The sequence below is a fragment of the Ferrovibrio sp. genome (assembly GCF_002796975.1).
GTDB lineage: Bacteria > Pseudomonadota > Alphaproteobacteria > Ferrovibrionales > Ferrovibrionaceae > Ferrovibrio.
The window spans coordinates 713,035-725,555 of sequence record NZ_PEKV01000005.1; the positions used below are offsets into that span (position 1 = coordinate 713,035).

A 12,521-nucleotide genomic window follows, 5' to 3' on the forward strand; every position below is an offset into this window, starting at 1 on the left:
GGGGACGGCCATGGCAGATACGGTTGCGTCGCCGCTTGTCGAAATGTGCGACATCTCCATTGCCTTCGGTGGCGTGAAGGCGGTGGATCGCGCCTCGCTGGACCTGTTCCCCGGCGAGGTGGTCGGGCTGCTCGGCCATAACGGTGCCGGCAAGTCGACGCTGATCAAGATCCTGTCAGGCGCCTACAAACCTGACGATGGCGAGATCCGCGTGAATGGCCAGACGGCATCGATCCGCAATCCGGCCGACGCGAAGAAATACGGCATCGAGACGATCTACCAGACGCTCGCGCTGGCCGATAATGTCGATGCTGCCGCGAATGTCTTCCTCGGTCGCGAGTTGCTGACGCGCTGGGGCACGCTCGACGACGGCGCCATGGAAATGCAGACCCGCAAGGTGATGGCGCGCCTCAACCCGCATTTCCATCGCTTCAAGATGCCGGTCAGGGCGTTGTCAGGCGGGCAGCGCCAGTCGGTCGCCATCGCGCGGGCGATTCATTTCGACGCCCGCATCCTGATCATGGACGAGCCGACCGCAGCCCTCGGCCCGGCCGAGACAAAGCAAGTCGCCGATCTGGTTCGCCAACTCAAGACTGAGGGCATCGGCATTTTCCTGATCAGCCATGACATTCATGACGTCTTCGATCTGGCAGATCGGGTCTTCGTGATGAAAAACGGCCGGGTGGTCGGTTCGGTGCGCGTTGCCAATGTCACCAAGGATGAAGTGCTCGGGATGATCATCCTGGGCAAATGCCCGCCCAGCGCCACGCCGGGGCCGGGAGCGGTACGCTAGATCTGCCGCCCGCTTCTGCAAGTTCGAAGCGGCGCTGGCATCCGATCAATAATGCGGCGGGCGTTCGGTTCCGGGCCCCTGGATTGCCTTTGCTTCGATGTCGCGCATCCCGTCGCTCAGGGCCTTGACCAGTCGCGTTAAATTATCGATCTGAGCCCATTGTTTGGTAATGGTCTGGTTTAAGGCCTCGATTGTCTCATCCTGGTATGCGACACGCTCCTCAAGTGCGTTGACCCGCGCCGCGACGTTGTCGTCCACCATGATTTATCCTTTACGTCAGAAACTCAGCGCCAGCCAAGCGCCGGCGCAATCTGCGTGAGAATGGTCTCGATGACATGGGCGTTGTAGGCAACGCCCAGCTGATTGGGCACGGTCAGCAGCAGGGTGTCGGCTTCGGCAATCGCTTCATCGCTTTTGAGTGCCTCGATCAACTGCTCCGGCTCGGCTGCGTAGGAGCGGCCGAATATGGCCCGCATATTGTCGATGACGCCGACCTGGTCGCTGCTGGTGTCGCGACCGAAATAGGTACGGTCGAGATCGTTGACCAGCGCAAAGATCGAGCGCGAGACGGAGACGCGCGGTGTCCGCGTATGCCCCGCTGCTTTCCAGGCTTCGCGATAGCGCCGGATCTGGTTGGCCTGCTGGATATGGAAAGGTTCGCCGGTCTCGTCGGCCTTCAGGGTCGAGCTTTGCAGGTTCATCCCCTGCTGTGCTGCCCAGACGGCGGTGGCGTCGGAGGCAGAGCCCCACCAGATGCGGTCACGCAAACCTTCCGAATGAGGTTCAAGCCGCAGCAGCCCCGGCGGATTGGCAAACATTGGGCGCGGGTTGGGCCGGGCAAAACCTTTGCCGCTCAGGAGCGACAGAAACACCTCGCCGTGGCGGCGGCCCATATCGGCATCGCTCTCGCCTTCGGCCGGTGCATACCCGAAATGGCGCCAGCCATCGATCACCTGTTCGGGCGAGCCGCGGCTGATGCCAAGCTGCAGACGGCCGCCGGCAATCAGGTCGGCGGCGCCGGCATCCTCGATCATGTAGAGGGGATTTTCATACCGCATGTCGATGACGGCAGTGCCGATCTCGATCCGCTGCGTCCGCGCGCCGACGGCGGCGAGAAGCGGGAAGGGCGAGGCAAGCTGGCGGGCAAAATGGTGGACACGGAAATACGCGCCATCGGCGCCAAGTTCTTCAGCGGCGACCGCCAGATCGATGGACTGCAAAAGCACGTCCTGCGCCGACCGCGCCTCTGACCCAGGCGATTCCGACCAATGGCCAAAGGATAAGAAGCCGATCTTCTTCATGAAGGTGTGCCTGCGGGAATGTATGAGTGCAGAACAAGATCTGATGCAAATATCAGCGTCTTCAATATCTTGGGGAGAATACTGGCGGAGAGGGTGGGATTCGAACCCACGGTACGCTTGCACGCACAACGGTTTTCGAGACCGCCCCGATCGACCACTCTGGCACCTCTCCGCGAGGAACCGGCTGAAGGTGCAAACCACGGCCGGGGGTCGAAAACGGCGCGGACCTTAACTGAACCGCTCCCTGCCCGCAAGGCCTTGGGCGACCTGCTGAATCACGGCAAAGCTGGAGCCGCTTCAGGCACTTGAAACAGCCTTTGCAGGGCCGTTTCGAATGGCCTTGTCATCGCCCCGGCCTTGTCCGAGACTGTTTAGGCGCCGTTTATACTGCCAGCAGGCAGGTTCGGCGGCGCCAGAACCGGGAGGCCGCATGAGCACCGGTACAAAAGGTCGGTTTGGGCCTGACCACGCCCGCAAATGCCCCAGCCGCAATGGCCTGCCGGCCGCTGCGGTCGTCATTCCGCACCCGCAATTCATCACAGCGCCGTTCGTTGCGGCGCCGCTCTTTGCAATCTGGCACCTGAACCCGGCCGTCGGCTGCGACGTTTGGCAGGAGAGGACTGTTACGGATCGATAGCGCACAGGCCCGCCGCAGTGCGGGCAATCCAGGAGGAAACACCATGACCGTTGCGGCAATACTCAAGGACAAGGTGCCCGGGGTGATCAGCGTCCGGCCCGATGACGGCATCGAGGCCGTCTGCCAGAAACTGGCCGACAAGGGGATCGGCGCGGTGATGGTGCTGCGGGGCGATGGCGGCATCGCCGGCATCCTGTCGGAACGCGACATCGTGCGCGGCCTGGCGATGATCGGCACTGACCTCTTGCAGCAGAGCGCCGACACCATCATGACGCGGAATGTGATGGTCTGTTCCAGCCATGACACCATCGAGGATGTCATGCATCTGATGACCAAGCGCCGCATCCGCCATCTGCCTGTCGTGGATAGCGGCAAGCTGATCGGCATGATTTCGATCGGCGACGTGGTCAAACGCCGCATCGCCGACACCGAAATGGAAGCCGAGGCGCTGCGGCACTATATCGCCACCGGCTGAACGGACGTGCTTCAGTCTTTGTGTTCCTCGGAGCCGAGCTTGCGCAGCAGGTCGGGTCTTGCGCGCAGCCAGGCTTCGACCGGCTCCAGGGCGCGGAACAGCAGCGGGTTGAGCGAGATCGACAGCAGCGCGCCGGCCATGATCAGATCGCGACCCTCGGGCGGCAGCAGGCCGTAGGACACGCCAAGTCCGGCCAGGATGAAGGAGAATTCGCCGATCTGCGCCAGGCTGGCGGAAATCGTCAGCGCCGAGGTAAGCGGGTGGCGGAAGGCCAGCACGATCAGGAAGGCCGCCACCGACTTGCCCAGCAGGATGATCAGCAGCACGGCCAGCACCGCCAGCGGCGCCTCGAAGATGATGCTGGGGCGGAACAGCATGCCGACCGAGACGAAGAACAGCACGGCGAAGGCATCCTGGAAGGGCAACGAGCGCTGCGCGGCATCGTGGCTGAAATCCGACTCGTTCATGATCACGCCGGCGAAGAATGCGCCGAGTGCAAATGACACGTCGAACAGCATGGCTGCGCCGAAGGCGATCCCCAGCGCGCAGGCCAGCACGGCGAGGGTGAACAGCTCGCGCGAGCCGGTATCGGCGACATGCTGCAGCAGCCAGGGAATGACACGGCGCCCCACTACCAGCGCCAGCGCCGCGAACAACGATATCTTCACCACCGTCATCAGCAGGCTGTAGGCCAGGCTGTCGCTGCCGCTGCTCGGCCGGTCGGCCAGCAGGTCGGCAAAGGCCGGCAGCAGCAGCAGGGCTGCAATCATCAGGATGTCTTCCACCAGCAGCCAGCCGACGGCGATGCGGCCCTGGTCGCTGTCCACCTCGTTGCGGCTTTCCAGTGCGCGCAGCAACACCACGGTGCTGGCCACCGACAATGCCAGGCCGAAGACCAGGCCGCCGCCCAGGCCCCAGCCGAAAACCTGCGCCACCGCGAAGCCGAGCAGGGTGGCGACCACGATCTGCGCCAGCGCGCCGGGAATGGCGATCCAGCGCACCCGCATCAGGTCGGCGGGTGAGAAATGCAGGCCGACGCCGAACATCAGAAGGATGACGCCGATCTCGGCCAGTTGCTGCGCCAGTACGGTATCGGCGACGAAACCGGGCGTATGGGGTCCGACGGCAATGCCGGCCAGCAGATAGCCGACCAGCGGCGACAGCCGGAATTTCTGGGCGACCATGCCGAAGACAAACGCGATCACGAAGGCAAGCGCCAGCATCGTGATGAGCGGTGCGTCATGCGGCATAATCGAACTGTCCTTTGGCAATGGGGCGCAACTGGCGCCTTTTTATCCCCTGCTTTGTAGCGGCGAATGTCTTAGGGATTTATGAAAAGCCCGGCATGAAAAANNATGCAGGCATTCAGATGGTCGGGGCGCCGGTTCTGCCAGTCGAGATAATAGGCATGTTCCCACACATCCAGCGTCAGCAGCGGGGTGACGCCGTTCATATGCAGCGGGTTCTCGGCATTGCCGGTCTTCTTGAACACCAGCTTGCCGCCTTCCAGGCAGAGCCAGGCCCAGCCCGAGCCGAACTGGGTGACGCCGGTCTGGGCGAAATCGGTCTTGAACTTGTCGTAGTCGCCGAAGCTGTCCTTGATCAGGTCGGCGATGCGGCCGGTGGGCTTGCCGCCGCCATTGGGCTTCAGGCTGTCCCAGTAGAAGTCATGGTTCCAGACCTGGGCCGCATTGTTGAACACGGCGGCCTTGTCGCTCTTGCCGTGCACCGCCTTGATGATCTCGACCAGGCTTTTGCCCTGCAGCGATGCATCCTCGCCCACCAGCTTGTTCAGCGTGTTGAGATAGGTGGTGTGGTGCTTGCCATAGTGGAAGCCGATGGTCTGGGCGGTGATGACCGGATCCAGGGCATTATCGGCATAGGGCAGGGGCTTCATGGTGAAGGGGGCGGTCATCTTCGACTCCTCGTTCTTGGCTGGTCGTCCGGGACGGAACTGATTTCGAGACTTGGCTGATATAGGACATCGGGCATGGCTGCGGCAATATGAAGGACACTTCACCTTGGCCGGTCGACGCCAGTTGATTGCCCCGCGACGCGGAAATAACGCCGACGCGCATCAAAAGTTGCACAAATTTCAGTCGTAGAATCGAGCGGCGAGGCCAGCGTCGCTATGTCTGCGACGCGTTCGGCGTCGGAACGCTGCGGCTCAGAGAATGGTCGGCCTTACAGGATCGTCGGATTGGGCGCGTCGCCGTAGACCGCCTTCGGGTCGAACATCTTTTCCTTCTCTTCGAAGGTCAGTTCGACCTGGTCGGCTGCTGCGCCGGTCGGCACCGAGCGGTAGAAGCAGGAGCGATAGCCGACATGGCAGGAGGCATCGCCCGGAATCTTCACGCGCAGCCAGACGGCATCCTGGTCGTCGTCGATACGCATCTCGACCACTTTCTGCACCAGGCCGGAGGTAGCGCCCTTGTGCCACAGCACCTTGCGGCTGCGGCTGTAGTAATGCGCCTCGCCGGTTTCGATGGTCTTCTGCAGGGCCTCGGCATTCATGTAGCCCAGCATCAGAACCTCGCCGCTTTCGGCGGCGGTGGTGACGCAGGCGATCAGGCCGTCGGCATCGAATTTCGGCGCCAGATCCCTGCCTTCTTCAACCTGCTCAATCGAAACACGCTTGGCGAACACGGGCTTTGCTCCTGCCGGTCGGGCCTGAAGGGTGGCCGCCCGGATTGCTCTTGAAAGATGGGCCGTTATATATCGTCGGGTGGCCCCTGCTTCAAGGCAATGGGGCCTCAAGGCAGTGCACCGTGGCCGCCCGAGGAGTAGCCTAAGCCCATGCTGAATGCCCTCTACAACGAAAAAATCCTTAATTTTGCGGCACATATCGGCCAGACCGAGCGGCTGGCGGCACCTCATGCCACGGTGACCCATCACAGCCCGCTCTGCGGCAGCCGGATCACGGTCGACCTCAATCTGGACGACCAGGGCCGCGTGGCGGCCTACGGCCAGCAGGTACGGGCCTGCGCGCTGGGCCAGGCGGCGGCCAGCATCCTGGGCCAGCATATCGTCGGCCAGGATGCCGCCACACTGCGCCAACTGGTTGGGGTGATGCGCAGCATGCTCAAGGATAACGGTCCGCCACCGGACGCGGATTTTGCCGGTGGGGTTTTCAGCGACCTGGAGGTGCTGGTGCCGGTGCGTGAACACAAGGCCCGACACAATGCCGTGTTGCTGCCCTTTGAGGCCGCCGTGAAGGCGATCGATCAGATTGAGGCCAGCAGGAGGGCTTAAGCGGTCTTCAGCTCCGCTTTCGCCACATTCTGGATCAGCCCGATCATGCCATTCAGGCCGTTGATGCGGTTGGACGTGATGTTTTCCCACACGCCGATCTTCTGCAGGAAGTCGGGCGGGGTATCGACGATCTCCTGCGGCTTGCGGCCGGAATAGACCTTCAACAGCAACGCGATCAGCCCGGCGACGATCTCGGACTCGCTGCTCGCCTGATAATAGACGCGGCCGTCGCGCGCCTCGCCATGCAGCCAGGCACGATTGATGCAGCCCTTCACGCGCCAGTCGTCGGTGCGCAATTCGTCGGGATAGGGCGGCAAAGCGCGGCCCAGATCGATCAGGAAACGGTAGCGGTCCATCCAGTCGTCGAAGAGGCTGAAATCCTCGATGATCTCGTCCTGCACCGCCTTGATGTCGGTCTCACTCATGATGCGACCCGCCAGGTGGTTTCGCCGGCCTTGTCTTCCAGCAGGATGCCGCGCGCTGCCAGTTCGTCACGGATGCGATCCGACTCAGCCCAGTCCTTGCGGGCGCGCGCCGCCTTGCGTTCGGCGATCAGGGCTTCGATCGCAGCCGCGTCCACATCGGCATCGGTGCCACCTTTCAGCCATGCCGCCGGATCCTGCTGCAGCAGCCCGATCAGCCAGCCGGCGGCAACCAGTTCGCCCTTCAGGCGCGCGCGTTCGGCCGGATCGGTGGCCTTGTTGGCCGCATTGGCGATCTGATGCAGTTCGGCCAGCGCCTTCGGCGTGTTCAGGTCGTCGGCCAGTGCGGCCATGAAAGCGGCCGGCGCAGCCGTTGCGATGGCCTGCACATCCTTCAGCGAGTCCAGCGCGCGATAGAGGCGGTCCAGCTGGGTCCGCGCATCCCTCACGGCGTTCTCGGTCCAGTCGAGCGGTTGGCGGTAATGCGCCGACAGCAGCACCAGCCGCAATGCCTCGCCGGGCGCCAGCTTCAGCAGGTCATGCACCAGCGTCACATTGCCGAGCGACTTCGACATCTTCTCGGCATTGATGTTGACGAAGCCGTTATGCATCCAGGTGCGGCAGAACTGCGCACCGTTATGGGCGCAGGTGCTCTGCGCCAGCTCGTTTTCATGGTGCGGGAAGATCAGGTCATGGCCGCCGCCATGCAGGTCGATCGGGCCGATGCCGAAGCTGCGTTCGATCATGGCCGAGCATTCGATATGCCAGCCCGGCCGGCCGCGGCCCCAGGGGCTGTCCCAGCCGGTCATCTCGGCATCCGACGGCTTCCACAGGGTGAAGTCGGCCGGGTCGCGCTTGTAGGCGGCGACATCGACGCGCGCGCCGGCGATCATCTCGTCGCGGTCGCGGCGCGACAGCTGGCCATACTTCTTGAAGGAGGGCACATGGAACAGCACCTGGCCATCCTTTTCATAGGCATGGCCGTTGGCGATCAGCCGTTCGATCATGCTGATGATCGCGTCGATATGCTGGGTCACCTTGGGCTCGATGCCCGGCGGCAGCACGCCGAGCGCGTCCATGTCGGCATGGTAGACCGCGAGATACTTTTCAGTGATCGCACTGATCGGCACGCCCTGGTCCTTGGCGGCCTTGTTGATCCTGTCGTCCACGTCGGTGACATTGCGGGCGTAGACCACCTGCGGGAAGTTTTTCTGCAGCAGGCGGTAGAGCGTGTCGAACACCACGGCCGGGCGGGCGTTGCCGATATGGGCGTAGTTGTAAACGGTGGGCCCGCAGACATACATCGTCACCCGCTGCGGATCGAGCGGCTGGAAGACTTCCTTCTGGCGGGTGAGGGTATTGTAGAGCTGAATGTCCATTTCCGGGGCCCGTGCTTATGGCCCGGAATATAGGGAATGGTGCCGGAATCGCAACCGGCGGATTACTCCCCCCAGTCCGAGAAGGCCGGCCGGTCAAAAGAGCGGGAAAAGCCTCTTAGCGGAGGTAGTTGACCAGCGAGAGCTGCAGGCTGTCGCGCGTGATCACGTAGGACGCCTCCAGCGTGGTCTGCAGGTTCTTGATGTTCACCGAAACCTCGCCGATATCGACATTCTCGATGCTGCCGACGCGCACCTTCAGCACGTCCAGCGCGCGGTCATGGCGCTCCATCACCTCGGTCAGCTGCTGCTGCTTGTAGCCGTTGCGCGAGGCAATCGACTTCAGCGAGGAAATCGCCTCGTTGAGCTGGCTGCGGGCCTGGTCGACGCGGGCCTGATAGTTTTCCGGATTACCGGCGATGTCCTGGGCGGCATCGCGGAAACGTATGATGGCATCGACCAGAATCTGGAAACCGCCTTCTGCGGCCGAGACGCCGTAGCTCAACTGCTCATTGTCGTCGGTATAGAGCGTCGTGCTGGTCGTGTCGTAGAAAGCGTCATAGGTGCCCGGTGCCGTCGCGTTCGGGTTGATGTAGAAATCGTTTGCCGTGGCATACTGGCTGGTACCGGGAAAACCAGCCGGCGCCGTGAAGGCCGTGAAGGGATCGTAGTCGACGCCCGGGACGGCATTGGCGCCGTAGATAACGCCCATGCCCGAGAGCGTGCCATTGATCGGGCTCTGGGTATAATTGGTGCCGGCAAACAGGTAGCGGTCACCGTCCTTGGTCTGCAACAGGCCGCCGATGCGGTCGAGCAGCAGATTCGCCTGCACATCCGGCGCGGAGCTTGTGGCGAAATACGGGTCGCGGTTCTTGATCATCGTATCCTGCGCCTCGACGGCGATATCGATGATCTCCTCGATCGTGATGGCATAGAGGTTGGTGCGGTTCGACGCCGACTGGATCGCGCTCTTGTAATTGTTGACCGTGCCGATTTCGGATTTCAGGTTGCCCAGTTCCTGGGCGCGCTGCGAAACGCCGATCAGGCCATCGGCATAACGGCCATCGGCCAGCTGCTGGTTCTGCTTGTTCAGCTGCAGGTTCAGCAGCCGTATATTACGGGTTACATCAAGCTGGGTGGCGTATTGGGTAGTGCCTACGAGTGCGACCATGACTTACCTCCCGATGTTGACGAGCGTGTCAAACATCTGCGTGATCGTGTTCATGACATTGGCCAGCGCGGCGTAATTGTTCTGCAGAAGCTGCAGCTGCGCAAGCTCGTCGTCGATGTTCACGCCGGTGATATTGCGGAATTTCTGGTCCAGCGTGTGCTGCAGGCGTTCCGAGGTGTCGCGCTGCAGCTCGTTATCGGCGGCGGCGCGCGCCTGGTAGGACAGGATGCTGTTCGCAATACCGAAGATATTGACGTTGGCGACGACCAGGCCGTTCGGGTCCGTGGAGCGGTTGATCTGCGCATTGTTCATCGTGGTATTGCGCATCGCCTGCTGGACGGTGCCGGCCACGGTTGCATCCAGCGTGCTCGGATCGGCCACAACGCCTGCTTCAACCACAAGCAGGCCAGCCTCGTCCGGCGGCGTGCCGACCGGGGCGCTGTAGTCGAAGAATACGCCGCCGTAAGCGGTATTCACCACGTCGGCCAGATTGGCGGCGAACGTGTCGAGCTGGTTGAAGAATTTCGACAGTGAGCCGACATTCGGATCCGTCGAGGCCAGCGCACTGGCGGTCACGTCGAGATAATCCAGCGAGGCGCGCGTCGAACCGTTCAGGAAGCCACCGGTTACGTCGGTGCTGGAGCCCTGCAGGTAGATGCCGGCCTGGGGGTAGGCGGGCGGATTGGCAGTCTCGACATACTCGAATTTCTGCGCGGTCGTGCCGACCAGCTGAACGCCGCCTTCGGTATAGACGAAGGTTTCGCCGCGATCGTTCTCAAGAGTGCGGATACCGACCTTGTCGGACAGGCGCTTGATCTCGGCATCGCGCAGATCTTCCAGATCGCCGACCGGTGTGCCGGCGGCTTTCAGCGAAGCGATCTTGCCGTTCAGTTCGGCAACCTTGGCCGTCGCAGTATTGATGGCCTCGATGTCGGTCTGGACATTCTGCTGGGCGCGGTTCTGCAGTTCAGACTGCAGGCCGTTCAGGCGGCGGATTTCGGACGCGAGTTCGCTGCCGCGCTGGACCACCAGGCTTTTGAGGTCGTTGTTTTCCGGCGTGGCTTCGAGCTGCTTCCAGGCATCTTCGAAGCGGGTCATCATGGCCAGGATGGTCGGCTGGTCACCGGTGGTATTGGTGGCATCCAGCGCTTCGGCCAGTTCCTTCGAATAGCCCAGCTGCATATCCAGGCGGCCATAGTCGGCATTGGCAGTGAAGAAGTCCTGCTGGATTTCCGGGGCGACGGCGCGGGTGACGCTGGAGACGAGGGCTGCCTGCGGCAGACCGTCGGCCGTCGGCGTGGTCAGTGTGGCAACCTTGCGGGTGTAGTTCGGGTTCTGTGCGTTCGAGACATTGCCCGCCGCAATGCGCGTCTGGCTCTGCAGGGTCTGCAGGCCGATGACGGCAGTGTTGAGGGCGGCGCTCAGAGACATGATACAGAACCTTTCCTGGGGGGCGGTTACGACGGCCGGGCGGGGTTAGCGTCCGGCCGTCAGTTCAGGCTTAGCGGCGGATATTGATGGTTTCCTGCAGCAGTTCGTCGGCAGCGGTGATCAGCCGGGCATTGGCCGAGTAGGTGCGCTGGGCGACGATCAGCTTGGCGAACTCATCCGCGATATCGACGTTCGAGCCTTCGATGGCGGCGGACACATAGTCGCCCGCGCCGCTCGCACCCGACTGCGTCAGAACCGCAGCACCGGAGCTTGGCGTTTCGACGAAGGCGTTACCCCCGACACGGTCCAGTTCGGTCGGATCGCGGAACTTGGCCACCGGGATCTGGTAGAACTGTTTGACGTTGCCGTTGTCGAAGGTGACCGAGACGAAGCCGTCCTGGTCGATCGCAAGGTTCTTGAAGTTACCCTGCGGCACGCCGTTCTGCTGGAAGTTGTTCAGCGTCAGCGTATCGCCGGCATACTGCGTGGTGCCGAGCGAGTTGCCGTAGGAGCCCAGGTCGAGGCGGATAGTCTGGCCGCCCGAGCCGTAGTCGATGCTGAAGCTGATCGAGGCATCGTCGTCAACCGCGGTGGCTGCCGAACCCAAAAGGGCGCCGGCGCCGGCGCCAGAGGGGGTGGTGCCGTCGGCGGCGCCAAGCGTGGCGATGGTGCCGGGCGCGATGTTCGTGCCGGCGATCGAACCGCCGAACGTCACGGTGATCGGACCGAAGGCGACGGTGGAGGCGGTGGTATCCGCGCCGGGGGCATTCAGCGCCAGTTCCCAGGCGTTGTTGCTGGTGCGGGTCCAGGTCAGGTTCAGCGTGCGGGCATTGCCCAGCGCGTCGAAGATCTGGATCGAACTGGCCGGCAGGGTGGCCGGCAGCGTGCCCGACGTGTCCAGGGCGTTGGAAGGCAGGTTGGCGGCGTAGTCCACGATGCTGGTCGCGACGGGTGCGTCAAGCAGGTTGGACACGCGCACTTCCTCGGTCGCCGAACTGTCGACCACGCCGGTGACCGGATCGATCGGCCAGCCGCGCAGGAAGTAGCCCGAGGAGTTCACCAGAAAACCATCGCTGTTCTGGTTGAAGTCGCCGACGCGGGTGAAGTAGCTGGTGGTCTCAAAAGTCGGCAGGCCGGTGGAGCCGTCGGTGCCGTTCTTCTTGGAGACCGGGATGAAGCCGCCGCCGACCAGGGCGATCGAGGTGGTGGAGGACACCTGCTGGATCGCGCCCTGTGAATTGTTGGCGAAGAAAGGCTGGTTCAGCACGCCGCCGGGCGAGTGCGTATTCGCCTGGGCGCTCGACTGCGTCACCAGGGTCTGGAACCGCGATTCCACCTTCTTGTAGCCGATGGTGCTCGCGTTCGCGACGTTGTCCGAGATGAAGCCGATCGCCGCGGACTGACCATTCAGGCCGGTGATCGAGGTCTGCAAAGCGCCACTAATTGACATAACACCCCTCCTGGGCTGGAAACTGATTTGGCTTAGGAGGAGCAAGCGCCGTGCCAGTTTTGGGTTGGCTGGCTAATGCATTATTATTGCAGGGGAAATCACAATATTTCGGAACTGGGTTAACGCGGCAGCTTCTGCCGTGTCGCCGTCTTGCCGGGTCCGGCACGGCAGATTTTGCCGGGCATGACCGGCGGCCAGGATCGACCGGGGAGC

Annotated in this window: 13 protein-coding genes and 1 tRNA gene; 3 read left to right on the forward strand and 11 right to left on the reverse strand. The window is 62.7% G+C overall.

Annotated elements, in window-relative coordinates; genetic code table 11:
• Window positions 1–10 precede the first annotated feature (10 nt).
• Window positions 11–793 carry an ATP-binding cassette domain-containing protein gene (locus tag CTR53_RS08345; protein ID WP_290811205.1) on the forward strand — a complete coding sequence of 261 codons (783 nt, stop codon included), beginning with the start codon at window positions 11–13 and terminating at the stop codon, window positions 791–793.
• A gap of 45 nt (window positions 794–838) precedes the next feature.
• Here the strand turns inward: CTR53_RS08345 and CTR53_RS08350 are convergent, their stop codons facing one another.
• The 3 genes from CTR53_RS08350 to CTR53_RS08360 all read right to left on the reverse strand — a co-directional run bounded on the left by CTR53_RS08350 (window position 839) and on the right by CTR53_RS08360 (window position 2,266).
• On the reverse strand, window positions 839–1,054 hold the full coding sequence (locus CTR53_RS08350) for a SlyX family protein (RefSeq protein WP_290811208.1): 216 nt from the start codon (window positions 1,052–1,054) through the stop codon (window positions 839–841).
• 23 nt (window positions 1,055–1,077) lie between these two features.
• Complete coding sequence (locus tag CTR53_RS08355) at window positions 1,078–2,094, reverse strand: LLM class flavin-dependent oxidoreductase (RefSeq protein WP_290811211.1); 1,017 nt, start codon at window positions 2,092–2,094, stop codon at window positions 1,078–1,080.
• 82 nt (window positions 2,095–2,176) lie between these two features.
• Window positions 2,177–2,266 (reverse strand) — tRNA-Ser (locus CTR53_RS08360).
• Between the two features lie 508 nt (window positions 2,267–2,774).
• On the opposite strand from CTR53_RS08360, the gene CTR53_RS08365 reads away from it, so the two are divergent.
• Window positions 2,775–3,206 (forward strand): CBS domain-containing protein, encoded by a 432-nt coding sequence (locus CTR53_RS08365; protein WP_290811214.1) that lies wholly within the window; start codon window positions 2,775–2,777, stop codon window positions 3,204–3,206.
• 11 nt (window positions 3,207–3,217) lie between these two features.
• Here CTR53_RS08365 and CTR53_RS08370 read toward each other — a convergent pair whose 3' ends face one another.
• The 3 genes from CTR53_RS08370 to hisI form a co-directional block, all read right to left on the reverse strand.
• A complete protein-coding gene (locus CTR53_RS08370) occupies window positions 3,218–4,456 on the reverse strand; it encodes a cation:proton antiporter (RefSeq protein ID WP_367158948.1) in 1,239 nt (412 codons plus the stop codon).
• Between the two features lie 71 nt (window positions 4,457–4,527).
• Window positions 4,528–5,121 carry a superoxide dismutase gene (locus CTR53_RS08375; RefSeq protein ID WP_290811217.1) on the reverse strand — a complete coding sequence of 198 codons (594 nt, stop codon included), beginning with the start codon at window positions 5,119–5,121 and terminating at the stop codon, window positions 4,528–4,530.
• A 269-nt stretch (window positions 5,122–5,390) separates the two neighbouring features.
• Window positions 5,391–5,852 carry a phosphoribosyl-AMP cyclohydrolase gene (gene hisI / locus CTR53_RS08380; protein ID WP_290811220.1) on the reverse strand — a complete coding sequence of 154 codons (462 nt, stop codon included), beginning with the start codon at window positions 5,850–5,852 and terminating at the stop codon, window positions 5,391–5,393.
• A gap of 150 nt (window positions 5,853–6,002) precedes the next feature.
• Between hisI and CTR53_RS08385 the strand changes: the two genes are divergently transcribed.
• A complete protein-coding gene (locus CTR53_RS08385) occupies window positions 6,003–6,458 on the forward strand; it encodes an iron-sulfur cluster assembly scaffold protein (protein ID WP_290811223.1) in 456 nt (151 codons plus the stop codon).
• Here the strand turns inward: CTR53_RS08385 and CTR53_RS08390 are convergent.
• From CTR53_RS08390 to CTR53_RS08410, 5 genes are all read right to left on the reverse strand, one after another.
• Window positions 6,455–6,883, reverse strand: a complete 429-nt coding sequence (locus CTR53_RS08390; protein ID WP_290811225.1) for a SufE family protein — start codon at window positions 6,881–6,883, stop codon at window positions 6,455–6,457. The genes CTR53_RS08385 and CTR53_RS08390 overlap by 4 nt on opposite strands.
• On the reverse strand, window positions 6,880–8,259 hold the full coding sequence (gene cysS / locus CTR53_RS08395) for a cysteine--tRNA ligase (protein WP_290811228.1): 1,380 nt from the start codon (window positions 8,257–8,259) through the stop codon (window positions 6,880–6,882). The genes CTR53_RS08390 and cysS overlap by 4 nt, the downstream gene beginning before the upstream one ends.
• A gap of 115 nt (window positions 8,260–8,374) precedes the next feature.
• On the reverse strand, window positions 8,375–9,427 hold the full coding sequence (locus tag CTR53_RS08400; protein ID WP_290811231.1) for a flagellin: 1,053 nt from the start codon (window positions 9,425–9,427) through the stop codon (window positions 8,375–8,377).
• 3 nt (window positions 9,428–9,430) lie between these two features.
• Entirely contained in the window at window positions 9,431–10,858 is a 1,428-nt protein-coding gene (flgK, locus tag CTR53_RS08405) for a flagellar hook-associated protein FlgK (protein ID WP_290811234.1), read from the reverse strand.
• Window positions 10,859–10,928: 70 nt separating this feature from the next.
• Window positions 10,929–12,308 (reverse strand): flagellar hook protein FlgE, encoded by a 1,380-nt coding sequence (locus CTR53_RS08410; protein WP_290811237.1) that lies wholly within the window; start codon window positions 12,306–12,308, stop codon window positions 10,929–10,931.
• Window positions 12,309–12,521: the final 213 nt, after the last annotated feature.